The organism is Phenylobacterium sp. LjRoot225, assembly GCF_964252855.1.
Classification (GTDB): Bacteria; Pseudomonadota; Alphaproteobacteria; order Caulobacterales; family Caulobacteraceae; genus Phenylobacterium.
In genome coordinates this window covers 555,194-573,694 of the sequence record NZ_CAXUPL020000004.1, presented here as the reverse complement: position 1 = coordinate 573,694, position 18,501 = coordinate 555,194, and the positions used below count along the sequence as shown (strand labels likewise).

Genomic DNA, 18,501 nt, shown 5'->3' with positions numbered 1-18,501 from the left:
TTATCCCTCAATTTGACAATTTCGGCAAAAATTACACTGACGTTCGTCGGGTACGTCAAAACTTCGCATTGACCAACGATTTCGGCGAGCGCAACCTCCTGAAATCATCCGGGTTGCGACCCGGCGTTCGAAGGCGCCCCGGCGGCGTTCTAAAGTGCGGCCGAGACGGTCTGAGCGGCGCCAGTCGCAGTCCGGCGAAAAGGACCAAGGTCCTTTTTGCAGGGGATTAGCGAGGACGACGCATGCCGAGCGAACACGACGTTGAGCACCATCATCCGCACCGCAACCGCCATCTCGCCCAGCGGTTCGAAAATCTGATCGGGGTCCTGATGGTCATCGCCATCGCCGTTTTGGCGGTGGGGCTGATTTACGGGCTGCTGAACACAGGCGGGACGACGCCCAGCTACCTCAGGTAGCGGGCTCGATCACCGACCGCGCTGGCGCCAGGTCGTCGTGGACGCCCTGGACCTTGCGCACGCCCGCCCGGGTTAAGCCCTGGCGGGCGATAGCGCGCGTTGGCGGAAAACACGCGGAAAACACTCCGAGCAGGAGTCATTACGCTCGCTTCCCGCGCGCCCTTTGCTGACGATCGCCGAAGGCGAGACGGAGGGGGCGTTCGGGCGCGGGACATCTTGCGCATCGACGCCGCGGCGCGTCTGCAGTAACGACCGCGCCCATGACCGCCACCCTGCATGTGATCTACGGGCCCTCGGGCGCCGGCAAGACGACCTACGCCAACGCGTTCGCCCGGCGCGAGCACGCCGTGCCCTTCATTCTCGACGAGTGGATGGCGCGGCTGTTCGGGCCCGACATCCCTGAACCGGTCGACTACAACTGGCTGGTCGAGCGGGTCGGCCGCTGCGAGGCGCAGGTCTGGTCGACCGTGGCGGCGACCGTCACCGCGGGGACCCCGGTGATCCTCGACCTCGGGCTGATGCGCAAGGCCGACCGCGAGCGCATCCGCCAGATCGCCGAGGCCGTGGAGCTGTCCGTGCAGTGGCATTATGTGACTGCGCCGCAGGACATCCGTCGCGCGCGGGTCGCCGAACGCACGCAAGTGCACGGAGCCAGCTTCGCCTTACAGGTGACACCTGATATGTTCGAATTCGTCGAGGGCGTCTTCGAGGCGCCCGACGCAGTAGAACTGGAAGGCGCAATCGTCAGCGAGAGCGAATAAACGGGAACCGATTGGCGTCCTGAGACGCTGAGCCGCATCGAGGTCTCGCAGGGTGGAGAACCCCTCTCCCTGCGCACCCTTGAGTTTTGCGCCACACAATTCTATTGTTTTTCCCCCCGGACGCCTGCGCCCGCGGCCGGAAGCTGAACTTCACCAACTAGGGCGAACTCGAGTCATCACCTCTATGGAAAAAGTCCCGATGACCGGCGAGGGCTATCAGGCCCTCGACGACGAGCTGAGACGTTTGAAGACTATCGAACGGCCAGCGGTAATCGCGGCGATCGGGGAGGCGCGCGCACACGGCGACCTTTCTGAGAACGCCGAGTATCACGCCGCCAAGGAGCGCCAGGGCTGGATCGAAGGCCAGATCGCCGACATCGAGGACAAACTGGCCCGCGCCCAGGTGATCGACGTCTCCAAACTGTCGGGCAGTCAGGTTAAATTCGGTGCGACGGTGTCGCTGATCGACGAGGACACCGAGGAAGAGGCTCGCTACCAGATCGTCGGCGAGCACGAGGCCGACGTGAAGCGCGGCAAGGTCTCGATCACCTCGCCGGTCGCCCGCGCCATCATCGGCAAGGAGAGCGGCGACGTGGTCGAGGTCAACACCCCCGGCGGCGTGAAGGCCTACGAGATCACCAAGGTCGAGTGGCTCTGACCATCTGAAGTGCCCCTCCCCGATCGGGGAGGGCTCTCGGTTAGCGCCTCTCCCGCTTCGCGGGGGAGATGGATCGGCGCGCCTGCGCCGAGACGGAGGGGGCGTTGCTCCAGCTTAAAGGATCGCACCGCCCCATAGCCGCCGCGTTTGCAGGGGATGGGCGGGCATGACCGGACCGCGCATCCTGTTTGTCGTCGACGCCGGCCCACGCATTGGCGGCGGCCATGTCATGCGTTCGCTGACGCTCGCCGGAGCGCTGGGCGGCCAGGGCGCGGCCTGCACCTTCATGGGGCCTCCGTCGGTCAGCGTCCTGCTGGACGCCTTCGCCCCGGCGGCGGCGCGGCTGGCGGCGGCCTCGACCGAGCCGCGCGATCTGGCGGCCGCCATCGGCGCAGAGCAGTTCGACGCCGTCGTCTTCGACCACTACGGCCTGGGCGCCCGCGAGCACCGGGCGATGGGCCAGGGGCGGCCCGTGCTGGTGATCGACGACCTGGCCGACCGCCCGCTGGGCGCCGACATCGTCGTCGATTCCGGCCCGGCCCGGAAGGCCGAGGACTACAGCGGCCTGATCCCCGACGACGCCCGCCTGCTGCTGGGTCCCAACTTCGCCCCGGTCCGCCCGGAGTTCGCCGCCCTGCGCGAGACCGCCCTGGCCTGGCGCGGCGAGCCGGTGCAGCGGATCCTGGTCTCGATGGGCCTCACCGATGTCGGCGGCGTGACCGCCAAGATCGTCGAGCGGCTACGGCCGCGCGTCGGCGACGCCGGCCTCGACATCGTCATGGGCGCCGCCGCCCCCAGCCTGCCCGGCCTGACCAAGGTCGCGCGGCGCGACGCGCGGCTGGCGATCCACGTCGACACCTCGCATATGGCCAGGCTCACCGCCGAGGCGGACATCGCCGTGGGCGGCGCGGGCTCCTCGACCTGGGAGCGCTGCACGCTGGGCCTGCCCACCCTGCTGGTGATCCTCGCCGAGAACCAGCGCGCGGCGGCGAACGCCATGGCCGAGCGAGGGGCGGCCCTGGTCGTCGACCTGAACGCCGCCGACTTCGACGCCCAGTTCAACCGGGCGCTGACCCGCCTGCTGATCGATGCGGACCTTCGCCGCAAGCTGGCGGCCGCCAGCGCCGAGCTCTGCGACGGCCAGGGCGCCGCGCGCACCGCGACGGCCTTCCTGCAGCGCATCCGGGACTACGTGGCGTAGATCCCCATCGTCGTCATGGCGCGCGGGATCTCAGTCGCGCCGCGCGACGAAGCTCGCCGGCCCGGCGAGCGAGGCGTTGACCGCGTCGATGCCGGCCGCCTTGGCTGCGCCGCGGACGAACAGATAGCGCAACGAAATCCGCGGATGATCGCCGGCCGGCGTCCCGCCGTTGAGGGTGCAGGCGTGCCACAGGGCGGTGGATCCGGCCTCACCGGTCAGCGTCCGCTCGGTGACGTACATCTCTCCATGTTCGACATTGCGATAGCGCCAGCCCTTCGGGCTCGGCTTCAGGTCATGCGGAAAGGCCGAGCCGCCCATTCGATGACTGCCTTCCAGCAGCCGGATCGGCCCGTCGGCTTCGGCGACCGGATGCAGATAAAGGTGCAGGGTGACGACGTCGGCGTCCGCGTCGGACAGCGCGCCGAGGTCCTGGCGGAAGTCGGCGCCCCAGGCGTAGCCGATGTCGCGGAACTCGGGCCGAACGTAGGGGACCAGGCTGTCTGCGCCGCCGTCGACGCGGCGCTTGACCCACTCCGGAACCGCCGTCGTCGGCAGGGCGCAGACCACGCGCTTGTCGAGGATCCGGTAATCGGGACCCAGCAGGCTCCACAGCGCCTCGACGACCTGCGGCGCGCGTTCGACGAAGCCCAACCGCGGCCGCTCGAGCAGGTTGCAGCCCGGCTTGGGCCTCTCAACGCTCTGTGACGGGGCGGCGGCGAAATCCGCCTCGCTCAGGAACAGACTCTGGTCGAACCGGCGCGTCGCCCGGATATCGGCCAGCAGGGCGGCGCAGGCGGTCGGATCCAGCGGATCGTCGAAAACATGTGCGCCCTTGCGCACAAGGTCCGAAACCACCGCCTCCGAAAGGCTCCAGGGACTGAAGTCGGTCTTGGCCAGGGCGTTCATGTCGGGATTCTCCGGACGCGACCGCACCAGAGAACCAGACTCGCCTTAACCTCGGCTTACGCCAAAAGGCCGCAGCGACAGTCTGCCCGACGGAGACCGCCCTGATCCTCGCTCTGCTCCAGGCTCGGATGAGCTCCAGCCGCCTGCCCGGCAAGGTGCTGAAACCCTTGGCCGGCGCGCCCATGATCCTGCGCCAGATCGAGCGCGTGCGCCGCGCGACCCGGATCGACCGGCTGGTGGTGGCGACCAGCGACCGGACCAGCGACGACCCGCTCGTGGCGGCCCTGCATCAGGCCGGGGTCGAGGTTTTCCGCGGCCCGCTCGACGACGTGCTGGCCCGTTTCCTCGGCGCCCTGGAAGCCCATCCCGCCGACCACCTGGTGCGGCTGACCGCCGACTGCCCGCTGGCCGACCCCGCACTGATCGACGCGACCATCGCCCGACACCTGCAGGCCGGCGCCGACTACACCGCCAACCGTGTCGCCTCGGCGGGCTACCCCAAGGGCCAGGACGTCGAGGTGATCACCGCCCAGGCCCTGCGCCGGGCCGGCGCCCTGGCCGCAACCCCGGAAGAGCACGAACACGTCACCTGGGGGGTCTGGAACCATCCCGAGCGCTACCGCATCGAACGGCTTGCCCCGCCGGTCGACGAGGGCGAGGTCCGCTGGACCGTCGACCGGCCGGACGACCTGGAATTCGTCCGCGCAGTCTATGAGGCGCTCTATCCGCGCGATCCGTCGTTCACCTCGGACGATGTCCGCGCGTTCGTGCGGGCGCATCCGCGGTGGGCGACCTGGGGCGGCGATCGGCGGGTCTGAGCCCCCCTCCTGAGCTGGGCTCTCGCATATGAAACCAGCCTAATCCGTCATCCCGGCCGGAGGCCCGCTCTTGCGGGCTGGAGAGCCGGGACCCAGGGGCCGTGCGCACCGCCCCTGGGTCCCGGCTCTCCGCTTCGCTGCGGCCGGGATGACGAGCATTTTTCATGTGCCCTGCCCTGAGCGGGGGCGTCTTAAGGCGCCGCCGGAAGCATCTCCGGCTCGAAGCCCTTCGCCCGCAGACGCGCCTCGATGGCGGGCTTTGCGGCTTGCCATTCGCTATGCAGCATGCCCAGCCCCACCACGTCGTGGAAGCGGCCGTGCTTGCAGACGTGCTCGCGCAACAGGGCTTCGCGGACGAAGCCGAACGACTGGTGCATTTTCCAGACGGCCTCGTTCTCCAGCAGCACCTCGCACCACAGCTTGTTCAGCCGGCGGGTCTCGAAGACGTAGCGCAGGACGAGATACTCGATGCGCGCGCCCAGCCCCTTGCCGCGGGTGGAGGCCTCGCCGAGGTAGTAGGCCCATTCGCAGCGGCGCGCCTCGGGGTCGATGCGGATCAGGTTGGCCAGGCCCACCGGCTCGTCGTCGGCTTGGATGATCCAGTAGCGCCGGTCTTCGGCGACCATAGCGGCCGCGAACCAGCGATCGTGCTCGGCCTGGGAGATCGCATGGTCGTTGTACATGTAGGCCGCGACCTCCGGCGAATTGCGCCAGGCCAGCAGGCGGGCGCTGTCGGTCGGCTCGACCAGGCGAAGACGCAGGCTCATCGCACCACCATGTCCCAGGCGAGCGGCTCGCCACGCTTCAGGTCCCGCGCGGCGGGCCGGCCCAGCACCCTGTCCAGCTCGGCGGGCGCCAGGCCCAGCCCTGGCCGGATCGAGCGGACGTTCTCGCGGCTCAATGTCTCGCCCGCCGTCACGTCGGCGGCGACGTAGAGCGAGCGGCGGAAGGCGAGGTTGCCGCGCTCCGAGCCCAGCAGGTCGTAGTGCGCCCGGCCGAGCGCCCGCCAGGCCGCCTTGCAGTCGCGGACCAAGGCGGCGAACTCGTCGGGCTCGAGGCTGAAGGCCGCGTCCGGACCACCGTCCGCCCGGGCCAGGGTGAAGTGTTTCTCGACGACGCAGGCGCCCAGGGCGACCGCCGCCACCGAGGCCGCGGTTCCCGGCGTGTGGTCGGAGAGGCCCACGGGACAGCCGAACCGCTCGGCCATGTCGGCCACGGTGCGGACGTTGGCGTCCTCCAGCGCCGCCGGGTAGCTGGAGACGCAGTGCAGCAGGACGACGCCGGCGGCGCCGGCCTCCAGCGCCGCGGCCTTGGCGGCGGCGATCTCGTCAAGGTTGGCCATGCCGGTGGAGATGATCAGCGGCTTGCCCTTGGCGGCCGCGTGACGGATGAGCGGCAGGTCGACGGCCTCGAAGGAGGCGATCTTGTAGGCCGGCGCCCCCAGGCCATCGAGCAGGTCGACGGCAGTCTCGTCGAACGGGCTGGAGAACAGGATGACGCCCAGGTCCCGCGCCCGCGCAAACAGCGCCGGGTGCCATTCGTAGGGCGTCTGGGCTTCCCGGTAGAGCTCGTAGAGGCTGCGCCCGTCCCACAGCCCGCCGTGGATCCGGAACTCCGGCCGGTCGACATCCATGGTGATGGTGTCGGCGGTGTAGGTCTGGATCTTGATCGCGTCGCATCCGGTCGCCGCCGCCGCGTCGATCATCGTCAGCGCCCGCTCCAGGCTGCCGTTGTGATTGCCCGACAGCTCGCAGATCACGAAGGGCTCGTGCGCCGCCCCGATCCGGCGGCCGGCGATCTCGATTTCGGGTGCAGGCATGGCGACTCAGGAGCTCCTGAGGGCCGAGCTTAGGGCCGCGCGCCCCTATCCCCAACCTTCCCTCATGGCCCGGCTTGTCCGCACAGGCGCTAATATAAGGACCCCGGCTCCGCCCCTCCCCCCGCCTTCATTCCCGGCCTTGTGCCGGGAACCCATGCACATGGAGAGACGGAGATAGTCCTGAGCCTTCGACGTTCATGGATAGCCGGGACGGAGCCCGGCCATGACGGTAGGACGGGGGCATGGATTGACGCGGCTAGTGCAGCGCCGCGTAGCGCTCGCCCGGGATGGCGACGGCGCCCCCGCGCTCTTTGACGGCGACGGCTACGCCCAGGGCGGCGCCGATGCCGATGCCGGCCAGCGCGCCCACAGCGACGATCCGCAAACCCATGCCCAGCGCGAGCCCCACGCCGACGGCGGCGCCCATTGCGGCGACAAGGCCCAGCTGTTTCACATGGTCATCCATCGCAACGCTCCAGAATCTTCCCTACATTACGGCCATGGCCTCAGAACGTTCCGCCCCCCGCTCCGTCCGCTGCCTCATCGTGGGCTCGGGTCCCGCCGGCTACACCGCCGCCATCTACGCCGCGCGCGCCTTGCTGCAGCCTGTGCTGATCCAGGGCATCCAGCCCGGCGGCCAGCTGACCATCACCACCGACGTGGAGAACTATCCGGGCTTCGCCGACGTCATCCAGGGACCCTGGCTGATGGAGCAGATGCAGGCCCAGGCCGAGCACGTCGGCACGGAGATCATCACCGACATCGTCATGGAGGCCGACCTTTCCAGCCGGCCGTTCAAGCTGACCTGCGATAGCGGCCAGGTCTGGCTGGCCGAGACCCTGATCATCGCCACCGGCGCCCAGGCCAAGTGGCTGGGCATTGCGTCCGAGCAGACCTACCAGGGCTTCGGCGTCTCCGCCTGCGCCACCTGCGACGGCTTCTTCTATCGCGGCAAGGAGGTCGTGGTGGTCGGCGGCGGCAACACCGCCGTGGAGGAGGCGCTGTTCCTCACCAACTTCGCCTCGAAGGTCACCGTCGTGCACCGGAGAGACGAGTTCCGCGCCGAGAAGATCCTGCAGGAGCGGCTGTTCCATCATCCGAAGATCCAGGTGATCTGGGACAGCGCCATCGACGAGGTCCTGGGCTCCCAGGAGCCGACCAGCGTCACCGGCGTACGGCTGAAGAACGTCAAGTCCGGCGAGACCCGCGAGATCCCCTGCGACGGGGTCTTCGTCGCCATCGGCCACGCGCCCGCCTCGCAACTTTTCAAGGGCCAGCTGGAGATGGACGCCGCGGGTTATCTGAAGGTGAAGCCCGGCTCGGCCGCCACCGCGATCGAAGGCGTCTACGCCGCCGGCGACGTGACCGACGACGTCTACCGCCAGGCGGTGACCGCCGCCGGCATGGGCTGCATGGCCGCGCTGGAGGCGGTGCGCCTCCTGGCGGAAGAGGATCACCGCAAGGCGCACCACCCGATCAGCCACGCCGAGGCCGAGAAGATCGGCGCCTGGTAGAAATCCTCGCGCCGCGAAATTCGGCGCCAGGTCGCCAATCCCCGGGCAGCGGCGACCGACGCCCGGGAAGCGGAGCCATACGCCCAATTTCTGCCGTCTGATTTCGGCACGGAAGCGCCCGGTCCCAATCTCATTTGTGAGCTGGTTCGAGGGCGTGTCGGCGTGATGAGAGATAGCGAGCGATATCTGGTCCAGGCGGAAACCGTCATGCGCATGGCCGCCCGGGCCGAAAGCGCTGCGGAAAAGAGCGTCTACCTGAGCATCGCCGACGGTTGGCGCAAGCTGGCCGCCGAGGTCCAGCGCAACGAGCCGCGCGAGGGAGACAGCCCGCAGGAAGCTCGCTCGTTCAAGCCGTTGAAGGAACTGTAAGCCCCTCACGATGTGTCGTCCCGGACGGCCTGCAAGGCCGATCCGGGATCCATGCACACCGGATCCCTGCGAGCGTCCGCTGCGCCGCCACGCTTCACGAACCGACATCGGCGTTCATGGGTCCCGGATCTGCGGCGCTACGCGCCTTGTCCGGGATGACAGACCTTTTATCCACTCACCCCGGCGCGTTGGCCGAGGCCGCCTTGGCGCTGCCGTCCGCACTGGCGGCGTCGAGCTGTTGTTCCAGGCCCGCCAGGTTGTCGTTGATGCGCTGGATCTCCTCGGGCGTCGCGCGGCGGCGGATCGGCTGGATCACGCCGATCACCCGCGTCCGTTCGCCGCCCGGCGCCGCCGCATCGGCCACCTTGTAGGTGCGCACTTCGCCGCCGAGGGTCAGGGTCACCTGTCGCAGGTCGGGAGCCGCAGGCCCGTCAGGCGCACGGGGATCGTCGCTGCCCAGGACCGCGGACGTCAGCTCCGCCTCGCGCCCGGCGTAGCGGCCGGTGAAGGCCCGCGGTTCGCCCCAGGGGCCGGTCCAGCGATAGAAGATGTGCTGGCCGACCTGGGTCATCTTCACCAGGGTCGGCGCCCAGTAGGGCGCGACATAGGCGGCGTGGTAATGGGTGGCCGAGCCCACGTCGCGGTCGACGAAGCCGGCGAGCGCCCGGCGAGCGACCTGCTGGGCCCGCGACCACAGCGCCGGCTCCGGCCGCCAGCGCAGGGCCCCGTCGCAGGTGAAGGTGAACTGGCAGCCGGTGGATTTGGCTGCGCCCTGGTAGACCACGCCGCACACCGACTTCGGATAGGCCGGGTGCCGGACCCGGTTCAGCACCACCTGGGCGACCGCCTCCTGGCCTTTCCGCGACTCCCGGGCGGCCTCGTAATAAACCGCCTGGCTGAGGCACTGGAGGGCGCGGTCTTGGTCGGCCGCAGCCCCGCTGAAGACAAAGGGCCGCATCGGCCGGATCGCCGCGTTGGCGAAGGGACGTAGTGCATTGACCTGCTGGGCGGTCTCCGGCGCGACGACGGCGATCCCCAGGTCGGGCGCGCGAGCCAGGTCGAGCACCGCCCAGCCCTGCGGCCGGCCCCAGGCGTCGAGCGCCAGTTCCGCCGGATCGTGGCGCTCGGCCAGCGCCCGGGCCGCCGGGTCCAGGCGCCCGGCGAAACGGGCGAGATCGGCGTTCGACAGGCCCGAGGTCGTCAGCGCCTTGCGGTCCGCGCCGACATAGACGTGGCCGCCGGGCGTGCACGATCCGGTGAGCGCGAGCGCCGCGCCGATCGCCCCGAGGCGCGCCCCAAGACGGGGGATGGTGGAAAAAATAGTCAGGAGCGGCTCTCGATCGGATGGGTGGCGGTCAATGCCACGGAAAATCGACGAAAACTGATGACGCTGGACGACAATGGCGGCCCGTCGTGGGCTCCCCGCGCAGCCCCCATATGGGATTCGTCTTGCGCGGAACGCAACCCGCGCTATATGTGACATGTCGGTTATGCTCGATCTGAGCATAATGGGCCGCCTAGGACTTGCTCTTAGGCGTCTTTTTTAGGCCGGTGAAATGCTCAAATTGAGCATAAGGAGGACGCCATGGCCGCTGATGGGTTCCAGTTCGAATTCACCCCTCAGGTCGAAGCCGAGACGGCCGCGTCCTGGGAGAAGGTGAAACGGCATATCACCCCCATGGAATGGCGCGCCCAGGCGCCGCTGATCGCCGAGATCAATCGGCTGAAGCGGGAGAAGGACGCGGTCATCCTGGCCCACAACTACATGACGCCGGAGATTTTCCACGGCGTCGGCGACTATGTCGGCGACAGCCTCGGCCTGGCCAAGGAAGCCGCCAAGTCGCGCGCCCGGGTGATCGTCCAAGCCGGCGTCCACTTCATGGCCGAGACCTCGAAGATCCTCTCGCCGGAAAAGACCGTCCTGATCCCCGACCTGATGGCCGGCTGCTCGCTGGCGACCTCGATCACCGGCGCCGACGTGCGCCTGATCAAGCAGCGCTATCCGGGCGTCCCGGTGGTCACCTACGTCAACACCACCGCCGACGTGAAGGCCGAGACCGACATCTGCTGCACCAGCGCCAACGCCGTGCAGGTGGTGGAGGAGGCTGCGCGCCTATGGGGCGTCGACCGGGTCATCCTAATCCCCGACGAATTCCTGGCCCGCAACGTCGCCCGCCAGACCGACATCAAGATCATCGCCTGGCAGGGCCGCTGCGAGGTGCATGAGCGCTTCACCGCCGCCGACATCCTGGAGATCCGCGCCGCCTATCCGGGCGCCGAGGTCCTGGCGCACCCCGAGTGCCCGGCCGAGGTGCTGGAGGTCTCGGACTTCGCCGGATCGACGGCGGCGATGAACGACTATGTGATCCAGCGGAAGCCGAAGCAGGTCGTGCTGATCACCGAGTGCTCGATGGCCGACAACGTCGCCGCCGACGCACCCGAGACGGAGTTCGTCCGGCCCTGCAACCTCTGCCCGCACATGAAGCGGATCACGCTGGAGAACATCTACGAGACCCTGGTCGAGGGCCGCTACGAGGTGACCGTCGATCCGGCGATCGCCGAGCGGGCGCGCCTCGCGGTCCAGCGGATGATCGACCTGCCGCCGCCGGCTGTTCCGGCGCGCTACGACCTCGTGAAGGCTCGCCACCACGTCGATGTGGAGCTGATCTGATGAAGCGTCTTCGCCACGACGGCCTCGTCGTGGTGGGCGCGGGCCTCGCGGGCCTGACGGCGGCGCTCGCCGCCGCGCCCGCCAAGGCGCTCGTGCTCACCGGCGCGCCGCTGAACCAGGGCTGCTCCTCCGCCTGGGCGCAGGGCGGCCTGGCCGCGGCTCTGGCCGCCGACGATACGCCCGACCTGCACGCCGCCGACACGGTCGACGCCGGCGCCGGCCTGGTCGACGCGGCCATGGCGCTGCTGTTGGCGCAGGAAGGCCCCGCGGCCGTCCGTGCGCTCGCCGACCTCGGCGCGCCGTTCGACCGCACGGCCGACGGCGGCTTCGCCCAGAGCCTGGAAGCCGCCCACAGCCGCGCGCGCGTCGCGCGGGTGAAGGGCGACCAGGCCGGTCGCGAGATCATGCAGGCGGTGACCGTCGCGGCCATGTCCGCCCGCCACGTCGAGGTGCGCACCAGCGCCAAGCTTCGTGCGCTGCTCCAGGACCCGAACGGCCGCATCCGCGGCGTGGTCGCCGAGATCGCCGGCGAGCTGGTCGAGATCACCGCGCGCGCCGTGGTGCTGGCCACCGGCGGCGTGGGCGGCCTCTATTCCGTGACCACCACGCCGGCCGAGCTGGTCGGCGACGGCCTGGGCCTGGCCGCCCTCTCGGGCGCGGTGATCGGCGACCCGGAGTTCGTGCAGTTTCACCCGACGGCCATCGACATCGGCCGCGACCCCGCCCCGCTCGCCACCGAGGCGCTGCGCGGCGAAGGCGCGGTGCTGGTGGGCGCCGACGGCGAGCGGTTCATGAGCCGCTATCACGAGAAGGCGGAGCTGGCGCCGCGCGACGTGGTGGCCCGCGCCATCCATGCTGAGCGCCTCGCCGGCCGCGGCGCCTTCCTCGACGCCCGCGTGGCCGTGGGCGAACACTTCCCCGAGGAGTTCCCGGGGGTCTTCGCCGCCTGCCTCGGCGGCGGCATCGATCCGCGCGTCCAGCCAATCCCCATCGCGCCGGCCTGCCACTACCACATGGGCGGGATCGTCACCGACGCCGACGGCCGCACCAGCCTCGCCGGCCTCTACGCGGCGGGCGAGTGCGCCTCCACGGGCGTGCACGGCGCCAACCGGCTGGCCTCGAACTCGCTGCTGGAAGCTGCGGTCTTCGGCGCCCGCGCCGGCCGGGCCGCGGCCGCCGAGGCCGATCCCGGAACTGCGCCGCTGCGCCCGTCCGTCCCGCCGGAGCTGCCGGCCGAGGTCCTGCAGCGCCTGCGCAAGCTGATGAGCCGCCATGCGGGCGTCGTTCGTGACGCCGGCGGCCTCACCGCCCTCCTCCTCGAGATCGAGGCGATGGAGGCCGGGCACGGCCGCAGCGCCCCGCTGGTGGCCGCCCGCCTGGTGGTCTCCGGGGCGCTCGCCCGCACCGAGAGCCGCGGCGGCCACTTCCGCTCGGACGCGACGCCGCAGGTCAGGCCACAGCGCACCTTCGTCCGGCTGGCCGACGTCGACGCTAGCGCCAGCGTTCTGGCCGGCGCCCTGCGGTTCGCCGCCGAATGATCGAGCCGCTGCCCGACCTGCTGATCGCGCCGATCGTGCGCGCCGCCCTGGCCGAGGATCTCGGTCGCGCCGGCGACGTCACCGCCCAGGCCTGCATTCCGGCCGAAGCCCGGCTCTCGGCGGTGTTCGCCACCCGCAAGCCCGGCGTGGTCTCAGGCCTCGCCTGCGCGCGCCTGGCGCTCGCCGAGCTGGACCCCGCCGCCCGTTTCGAACCGCTGGTCGCCGACGGCGCCCACGTCGCGGCCGGGGACCGGCTGGCCCAGGTCGAGGCCAACGCGCGGGCCCTGCTCTCGGCCGAGCGCACGGGGCTCAACCTGCTGGGCCGGCTGTCGGGGATCGCCACCCTCACCCAGGCCTATGTCCAGGCGGTCGCCGGGACCCACGCCCGGATCGTCGACACCCGCAAGACGACGCCGGGCCTGCGGGCGCTGGAGAAGTACGCCGTGCGCTGCGGCGGCGGCGTCAACCACCGTTTCGGCCTCGACGACGCCATCCTCATCAAGGACAACCACGTGGCCGCCTGCGGCTCGGTCGGCGAGGCGGTGCGCCGCGCCAAGGCCTTCGCCGGCCACCTGATGAAGGTCGAGGTCGAGGTCGACGGCCTGGACCAGCTCGACGAGGCCCTCGAGCACGGCCCCGACGTCGTCATGCTCGACAACTTCAGCCTCGCGGACCTGGCCGAAGCGGTCCGAAGAGCCCATGGCCGCGCAGTCCTGGAAGCCTCCGGCGGGGTCAACCTCTCCACGGTCCGCGCCATCGCCGAGACCGGCGTGGACGTGATCAGCGTCGGGGCGCTGACCCACTCGGTGAGCGTCCTCGACATCGGCCTGGACGCGGTCTGAGTCCTTCGGCGTTCCCCCCAGGGGGAGCTGTCCCCGAAGCGGACTGAGGGGGCTCGGTCACATCACACCGTCGGAATCGTTCCGCCATCGATCACGTACTCCGCTCCCGTGATCGACGCCGCGCGATCGGAGGAAAGGAACGCGACGAGGTCGGCGACTTCTTCAGGACGCCCAGGGCGACCGATGGGGATGCCGCCCAACGAGTCCATCAATCCCTGCCGGGCGGCTGCGACGTCAGTTCCACCGGCCTCAGCCAAGCGTTCAATCATGCGGGCGGCGGCGTCAGTCTCGATAAAGCCGGGCGCAACGCTCAGAACACGGACCCCCTTCGAACCGACCTCGTTGGAAAGCCCCTTGCTGTAGGTGGTGAGCGCGGCCTTGGCCGCCGCGTAGGCCAGGGTCGACTCGTATAGCGGCAAGCGCCGCTGGATCGAGGAGATGTGCACAATCACCCCTGAGCCCTGGGCCAGCATGCCGGGCAGGATAGCCCGGTCGAGGCGGACGGCGGCGAACAGGTTTGTGTTGATGGCGTCGCGCCAATGCTCGTCGGTCAGGACGGCGAACCCGCCGCCGGGCGCGGACGAGCCGCCGACGTTGTTCACCAGGATGTCGAGGCCGCCCAGACGCTCGACGGCGCGCGCGGCCACCGCCGATGTTCCGTCCGGCGTGCTGAGGTCTGCGGCGAGGAAAAGGGTCGGGTCGGCGAGCGTGTCAGGGGCCGAGCGGGCGGTGGTGAACACCGTCGCCCCCGCCTCTCGCAACCGCTGCACAATCGCCTGGCCCATGCCCTTGGTGCCGCCCGTGACCAGGGCGCGCTTGCCCGCGAGTTCCCGCTCGCCGGACATCAGCCGATCTCCAGGGCGGCGATCTTCCTGTCCGCGAGCCTGAAGCGATAGTGCAAGTCTACGGGATTGCCCGGAAACTCGCCGGTGAGGTGCGCCGTCACCATGGTGCGCTCTGCGTCCACCTCAGCCGCCAAGACCTCGGCATGAAAGCGATACTTGCGACGGGCCTCGGCGGCCCAGGCGCGGACCGCCTCGCGCCCGTGAATGTCCTGGCCATCGTCATGGACAAAGGCCGTTTCGGTAAAGCAGGCGGCTACGAGATCAGCGTCATCGGTATTGGCGGCCGCGAAGTAGGTTTCGACGGGTTCGGGAAGCTCGAGGTCCATGATCGCCTCCTGCGCGATTGCGAGACCCAGAAGTGGCGCTATGCTCCCAACATGACAAGAACTGACAAAAATGTAGGGTACTCACCCACGGGTAAGTTAGAAGATGTCACGCCCGACATGGCGGCGTCCGGCGTCGAGGCGGCCTTCCGGATGCTGGAGGGGCGATGGAAGATGGTGATCATCTTCCGGCTGTTCGACGAGCCGGTGCTTCGCTTCTCCGAACTGGAGCGCGCGATTCCAGGCGTCTCGCAGAAGATGCTCATCCAGCAGCTTCGAGAGCTCGAACGGGATGGGATCGTCCAGCGGACCGTCTATCCGCAGGTGCCGCCCAAGGTCGAGTATCGGCTGACCGACTGGGGCCAGGCCATGTGCCCTGCACTGGACGCCCTGCTCGAATGGGCGGCGGCGCGGCCGGCGGCGCCCCAGGGCGATTGACGCGGGAACTGGCTCTCCGCTCAACAAGGAAGGCGGCAATGTCCCCAAAGGGGAGGATTTACGCCGCCTCCAACCTTCCCGCCGCCTCCGCCGCCTGCGCCCGCCGCTTGGCCGCCAAGGGCGCCAGCCGCGCCTGATAGGCCGCCAGCACCTCCGGCGGGGCGAGTTCCGGCCGGCCGGAGTCGAACGGCGGGGCCGGGGCGTATTCCAAGCCGAGTTGCACGGTCTTGGCCACCGTCTCGCCGGCGAGCTCGGCCAGCAGGCTGAAGGCGAAGTCGATGCCGGCGGTGACCCCGCCGCCGGTGATGAGGTTTCCATCGCGGACCACCCGGCCCTCGTCGACGATGGCGCCGAAGGGCTCCAGCAGGTCGCGCCAGGCCCAGTGGCAGGCGGCGCGCTTGCCCTTCAGGAAGCCCGCCGCGCCGAGGATCAGCGAGCCGGTGCAGACCGAGGTCAGATAGCGCGCGCCGCCGCCCAGCCGGCGGATCTGCGCCAGGAAGGCCTCGTCCAGCGCGGCCTCGATCGCCGTGACCCCGCCCGGGACCAGCAGGACGTCGCAACGGGGGACCGCGGCGAGGTCGGCGAGGCGGGTGAAGGTCAGTCCCTCCGCCTCGACGTCGCGGCCGCCCAGCGAGGCGACGGTGATGCGGGCGTCCGGGGCCCGGCTCAGCACCTGGTGCGGACCGGTGAAGTCCAGCTGGGTGACGCCGGGATAGAGGGCGATGAGGATTTCGAGCATGGCGGCCTCCGTGATTTGACGCCCCATCCTCCCAGGCCTAGCCTGCGGCCGAAATGACATTGTTCCCTCAGTTTCCGCCATGAGCCGCCGAGTGGGCCTGGTGATCTTCCCCGGCTTCCAGATCCTCGACGCCACCGGACCGCTGGCGGCCTTCGAGATCGCAGGCCGATTCGCCGGCGGCGCCTATGAGGTGCGCCTGCTGGCCGGGACGGCCGGGATGGTGCGGAGCTCCGCCGGCGTGGCCCTGGCGGCCGAGGCGCTGGACGAGGGTCCCTACGACACCCTCCTGGTCTCCGGCGGCGACGGGACGCGCGCCCTGGGCGACCTGTCGAGCCTGGTCGGCTGGCTGCAGCGCCAGGCCGAATCGACGCGGCGGATGGCCAGCGTCTGCTCCGGGGCCTTCCTGCTGGCGGAGGCGGGGCTCCTGGACGGGCGGCGCGCCACCACCCACTGGCAGCGCTCGGACGACTTCGCCCGCCGCTATCCCCAGGTGCGGATGGAGGCCGACCGGATCTACGTCCGCGACGGGCCGATCTGGACCTCGGCCGGCATCACCGCCGGGATCGACCTGGCGCTGGCGATGATCGAGGAGGACCTTGGCGAGGCGGTCGCCCGGCGCACCGCCCAGCAGCTGGTGGTCCACCAGCGCCGGCCGGGCGGCCAGTCGCAGTTCTCGGACCTTTTGGACCTGGGCGGGCTGAACGGCCGCTTCGGGCCGCTGCTGGACTGGGCGCGCGAGCGGCTCGGCGAACCGCTCGGGGTCGAGCGGCTGGCCGACCGGGCGGCGATGAGCCCGCGCCACTTCGCCCGGGCCTTCGTCGCCGAGACCGGGGCCACGCCGGCCAAGGCGGTGGAGCGGTTGCGGCTGGAGGTGGCGCGGCTGCGCGTGGAGACCACCCGCGAGCCGATCGACCGGGTGGCCGAGGCGGTCGGCTTCGGCGATCCCGAGCGCATGCGCCGGGCCTTCCTGCGCGCCTTCGGCCAGCCGCCCCAGGCGCTGCGACGGGCGGCGCGGGGCCCCTAAGACGCCGTCGCGGCGTCGCCCTTCGGCGGGGCGGAGGTCTCGGTCCGGGCGATCGGGCCGGAGGTCGGGGCGGCGGCCTCGACCTTTTCAGCCTTGAGCGCGGGCTTGGTCTCCGTCGCGGGCTTCTCCTCGGCGGCGACCGGGGTCAGCATGGCGTTGGCGATGCGCAGCTCCGGCGGATTGACCACCGGGGCGCTGACGAACACCGGGGCGTCGTCGGCAGCCTGGACCGGACGCGGCGCGTGGGGATTGAAGCGGTAGAAGACGTGCAGGCCGACCTGGGCGGTGCGCAGCATGCGCGAGCCCCAGCCCGGCGACACGCCGGTGGTGTGGAAGTGGGTCGCCGAACCGACGTCGCGCAGCACCACGCCGGACAGGGTGCGGGCGGCGACCTGGCGGGCGCGGTCCCAGGCGTTGCCTTCCATCACCCGCTCGACCATGCCGTCGCAGGCGAAGGAGAACTGGCAGCCGTGGCGGCGGGCGGCGCCCTGGTAGACGACGCCGCAGACGGTCTTCGGGAAGTTCGGGTTCTTCACCCGGTTCATGATCACGGTGGCGACGGCGGCCTGGCCCCGGGCGCTTTCGCCCCGGGCCTCGAAATAGACCGCCTCGGTCAGGCACTCGAGCTCACGCGCCCGGGTCGGCTTGGCCTGGGCCACGCGCTGGGCGTCCGGGTCGACGCCGGCCAGCTTGGCGGCGGTCGAGCCCCCAGCGACAGGATTGGCGGTGATCGGGTCATGAGCCTTGGCCAGCGCCATCACGCTCGGGTCCAGGCCCTGACGCAGGGCCGAATCCGAGAGCGCGCCGTCGGTCGCCTGGGCGATCCGTTCGGCGCGGCCGTGGTCGGCCACGGCCTGCCCCATCCCGCCCGCCATATAGACGGCGCCGAGAGACAGGCCGACACCGGAGCCGATGAAGGCGGCGCTGATCAGCGCGCGCCAATCGGCGCGGGCCTGCGTTCCAAAATGCAAAACAAACTAGTCCTGATCCGCGAGGGCGGTCGCGCCCTCCGACAATTGTCGCCGCGAACGCCCCTGCTCATGCTGGCAGCGCTCGCCGGCTGGCCTGCCCGGGACTCTGTGGGGGCAAGCGACGGCAAATGGTGAATTGTGTATGAAGGCATTGCCCAGCCTTTGCAAGCCAATATCGCAGTGCAACACGAGATTTAATGTCGCGGCTGCAGCTGTGCCCTTCTGATCCACTCTCACTTGATCGCGGCAAGTCCCGGGCCAACTCGACGACACACCCATGATCTCAAGGAGGGTTAATCTATACTCGCAGATGCTTTATTCCTGCACGGCGCCTCGGAAAGGCCCAGGATCCGCCACGGAACTGAAGCTGGAGCGGAACCTTCGCTGCGACCGCATCGTTTGAGCGCCGAAATATTGGAGCACGACGATGCGCAAGATGTTGACGTTCCTCGCCGCCGCGAGCGCGGCCCTCAACCTTTCCGCCTGCGGCCACAGCACCGAATCAAAAGCCGCCACCGGAGCCGTCGCCGGCGCCGTGGTCGGCGGACCGATCGGCGCCGCGGTCGGCGGCGCAGCCGGCGCGGCGGTCGGCCAGGCCGACAAGAACTGACGTCCGGAGGTTCGCATCAGCCTCTAGCGCGCGCCCCC

Annotated in this window: 22 protein-coding genes and 1 pseudogene; 13 read left to right on the top strand and 10 right to left on the bottom strand. The window is 70.1% G+C overall.

The annotated features are described in order from the left end of the window. The first annotated feature begins 242 nt into the window (after positions 1 to 242). From ACSQ2B_RS22815 to pseG, 4 genes are all read left to right on the top strand, one after another. Positions 243 to 416 (top strand): hypothetical protein, encoded by a 174-nt coding sequence (locus tag ACSQ2B_RS22815; protein WP_436053536.1) that lies wholly within the window; start codon positions 243 to 245, stop codon positions 414 to 416. A 260-nt stretch (positions 417 to 676) separates the two neighbouring features. Next, positions 677 to 1,177 carry an AAA family ATPase gene (locus ACSQ2B_RS22810; protein ID WP_436053534.1) on the top strand — a complete coding sequence of 167 codons (501 nt, stop codon included), beginning with the start codon at positions 677 to 679 and terminating at the stop codon, positions 1,175 to 1,177. A gap of 184 nt (positions 1,178 to 1,361) precedes the next feature. Further along, a complete protein-coding gene (greA, locus tag ACSQ2B_RS22805; RefSeq protein ID WP_436053532.1) occupies positions 1,362 to 1,835 on the top strand; it encodes a transcription elongation factor GreA in 474 nt (157 codons plus the stop codon). A gap of 166 nt (positions 1,836 to 2,001) precedes the next feature. Beyond that, positions 2,002 to 3,036 carry a UDP-2,4-diacetamido-2,4,6-trideoxy-beta-L-altropyranose hydrolase gene (pseG, locus tag ACSQ2B_RS22800; RefSeq protein ID WP_436053531.1) on the top strand — a complete coding sequence of 345 codons (1,035 nt, stop codon included), beginning with the start codon at positions 2,002 to 2,004 and terminating at the stop codon, positions 3,034 to 3,036. Positions 3,037 to 3,066: 30 nt separating this feature from the next. Here pseG and ACSQ2B_RS22795 read toward each other — a convergent pair whose 3' ends face one another. Continuing rightward, the gene (locus ACSQ2B_RS22795; RefSeq protein WP_436053529.1) at positions 3,067 to 3,942 is read right to left on the bottom strand and encodes a hypothetical protein; all 876 of its coding nucleotides are present in this window, start codon (positions 3,940 to 3,942) and stop codon (positions 3,067 to 3,069) included. Between the two features lie 101 nt (positions 3,943 to 4,043). Between ACSQ2B_RS22795 and ACSQ2B_RS22790 the strand changes: the two genes are divergently transcribed. After that, positions 4,044 to 4,760 (top strand): cytidylyltransferase domain-containing protein, encoded by a 717-nt coding sequence (locus ACSQ2B_RS22790; RefSeq protein WP_436053759.1) that lies wholly within the window; start codon positions 4,044 to 4,046, stop codon positions 4,758 to 4,760. Between the two features lie 39 nt (positions 4,761 to 4,799). Here the strand turns inward: ACSQ2B_RS22790 and ACSQ2B_RS22785 are convergent. The 4 genes and pseudogenes from ACSQ2B_RS22785 to ACSQ2B_RS22770 all read right to left on the bottom strand — a co-directional run bounded on the left by ACSQ2B_RS22785 (position 4,800) and on the right by ACSQ2B_RS22770 (position 7,045). After that, positions 4,800 to 4,926: pseudogene (locus ACSQ2B_RS22785) on the bottom strand (hypothetical protein). Between the two features lie 25 nt (positions 4,927 to 4,951). Continuing rightward, positions 4,952 to 5,527 carry a UDP-4-amino-4,6-dideoxy-N-acetyl-beta-L-altrosamine N-acetyltransferase gene (pseH, locus tag ACSQ2B_RS22780; RefSeq protein WP_436053527.1) on the bottom strand — a complete coding sequence of 192 codons (576 nt, stop codon included), beginning with the start codon at positions 5,525 to 5,527 and terminating at the stop codon, positions 4,952 to 4,954. Next, entirely contained in the window at positions 5,524 to 6,579 is a 1,056-nt protein-coding gene (pseI, locus tag ACSQ2B_RS22775; protein WP_436053526.1) for a pseudaminic acid synthase, read from the bottom strand. The genes pseH and pseI overlap by 4 nt, the downstream gene beginning before the upstream one ends. 256 nt (positions 6,580 to 6,835) lie before the next feature. Further along, a complete protein-coding gene (locus tag ACSQ2B_RS22770) occupies positions 6,836 to 7,045 on the bottom strand; it encodes a hypothetical protein (protein WP_436053524.1) in 210 nt (69 codons plus the stop codon). A 34-nt stretch (positions 7,046 to 7,079) separates the two neighbouring features. On the opposite strand from ACSQ2B_RS22770, the gene trxB reads away from it, so the two are divergent. Continuing rightward, positions 7,080 to 8,093, top strand: coding sequence for a thioredoxin-disulfide reductase (gene trxB / locus ACSQ2B_RS22765; protein ID WP_436053522.1), 1,014 nt, complete (start codon positions 7,080 to 7,082; stop codon positions 8,091 to 8,093). Between the two features lie 207 nt (positions 8,094 to 8,300). Continuing rightward, on the top strand, positions 8,301 to 8,462 hold the full coding sequence (locus ACSQ2B_RS22760) for a hypothetical protein (RefSeq protein WP_436053521.1): 162 nt from the start codon (positions 8,301 to 8,303) through the stop codon (positions 8,460 to 8,462). A gap of 175 nt (positions 8,463 to 8,637) precedes the next feature. Here ACSQ2B_RS22760 and ACSQ2B_RS22755 read toward each other — a convergent pair whose 3' ends face one another. Further along, positions 8,638 to 9,945, bottom strand: coding sequence for a cell wall hydrolase (locus ACSQ2B_RS22755; RefSeq protein WP_436053519.1), 1,308 nt, complete (start codon positions 9,943 to 9,945; stop codon positions 8,638 to 8,640). Between the two features lie 102 nt (positions 9,946 to 10,047). Between ACSQ2B_RS22755 and nadA the strand changes: the two genes are divergently transcribed. The 3 genes from nadA to nadC are packed head-to-tail and all read left to right on the top strand — an operon-like array spanning position 10,048 to position 13,513. After that, positions 10,048 to 11,133, top strand: coding sequence for a quinolinate synthase NadA (nadA, locus tag ACSQ2B_RS22750; RefSeq protein WP_436053517.1), 1,086 nt, complete (start codon positions 10,048 to 10,050; stop codon positions 11,131 to 11,133). Then, on the top strand, positions 11,133 to 12,671 hold the full coding sequence (locus tag ACSQ2B_RS22745) for an L-aspartate oxidase (RefSeq protein ID WP_436053515.1): 1,539 nt from the start codon (positions 11,133 to 11,135) through the stop codon (positions 12,669 to 12,671). Before nadA ends, ACSQ2B_RS22745 begins: the two co-directional genes overlap by 1 nt. Further along, a complete protein-coding gene (gene nadC, locus ACSQ2B_RS22740; protein WP_436053513.1) occupies positions 12,668 to 13,513 on the top strand; it encodes a carboxylating nicotinate-nucleotide diphosphorylase in 846 nt (281 codons plus the stop codon). The genes ACSQ2B_RS22745 and nadC overlap by 4 nt, the downstream gene beginning before the upstream one ends. A gap of 62 nt (positions 13,514 to 13,575) precedes the next feature. On the opposite strand, the gene ACSQ2B_RS22735 is transcribed toward nadC, so the two are convergent. Together ACSQ2B_RS22735 and ACSQ2B_RS22730 are read right to left on the bottom strand one after the other, a co-directional pair. Beyond that, positions 13,576 to 14,358, bottom strand: a complete 783-nt coding sequence (locus ACSQ2B_RS22735) for an SDR family oxidoreductase (RefSeq protein ID WP_436053512.1) — start codon at positions 14,356 to 14,358, stop codon at positions 13,576 to 13,578. Then, a complete protein-coding gene (locus ACSQ2B_RS22730; protein WP_436053511.1) occupies positions 14,358 to 14,684 on the bottom strand; it encodes a nuclear transport factor 2 family protein in 327 nt (108 codons plus the stop codon). The genes ACSQ2B_RS22735 and ACSQ2B_RS22730 overlap by 1 nt, the downstream gene beginning before the upstream one ends. Positions 14,685 to 14,801: 117 nt before the next feature. Here ACSQ2B_RS22730 and ACSQ2B_RS22725 point away from each other — a divergent pair, with 117 nt between their 5' ends. Next, positions 14,802 to 15,119 carry a winged helix-turn-helix transcriptional regulator gene (locus ACSQ2B_RS22725; RefSeq protein ID WP_436053510.1) on the top strand — a complete coding sequence of 106 codons (318 nt, stop codon included), beginning with the start codon at positions 14,802 to 14,804 and terminating at the stop codon, positions 15,117 to 15,119. Between the two features lie 58 nt (positions 15,120 to 15,177). Here the strand turns inward: ACSQ2B_RS22725 and ACSQ2B_RS22720 are convergent, their stop codons facing one another. Further along, positions 15,178 to 15,858, bottom strand: a complete 681-nt coding sequence (locus ACSQ2B_RS22720) for a DJ-1/PfpI family protein (protein ID WP_436053508.1) — start codon at positions 15,856 to 15,858, stop codon at positions 15,178 to 15,180. Between the two features lie 79 nt (positions 15,859 to 15,937). Here ACSQ2B_RS22720 and ACSQ2B_RS22715 point away from each other — a divergent pair, with 79 nt between their 5' ends. Then, positions 15,938 to 16,882: a GlxA family transcriptional regulator gene (locus tag ACSQ2B_RS22715; RefSeq protein WP_436053506.1), complete on the top strand. Its 945-nt coding sequence runs from the start codon at positions 15,938 to 15,940 to the stop codon at positions 16,880 to 16,882. Here the strand turns inward: ACSQ2B_RS22715 and ACSQ2B_RS22710 are convergent. Further along, a complete protein-coding gene (locus ACSQ2B_RS22710; RefSeq protein ID WP_436053504.1) occupies positions 16,879 to 17,853 on the bottom strand; it encodes a cell wall hydrolase in 975 nt (324 codons plus the stop codon). The two genes, ACSQ2B_RS22715 and ACSQ2B_RS22710, sit on opposite strands and share 4 nt — an antisense overlap. A 427-nt stretch (positions 17,854 to 18,280) precedes the next feature. Here ACSQ2B_RS22710 and ACSQ2B_RS22705 point away from each other — a divergent pair, with 427 nt between their 5' ends. Then, positions 18,281 to 18,463 carry a hypothetical protein gene (locus tag ACSQ2B_RS22705; protein WP_436053503.1) on the top strand — a complete coding sequence of 61 codons (183 nt, stop codon included), beginning with the start codon at positions 18,281 to 18,283 and terminating at the stop codon, positions 18,461 to 18,463. The last annotated feature ends 38 nt before the right edge of the window (positions 18,464 to 18,501 follow it).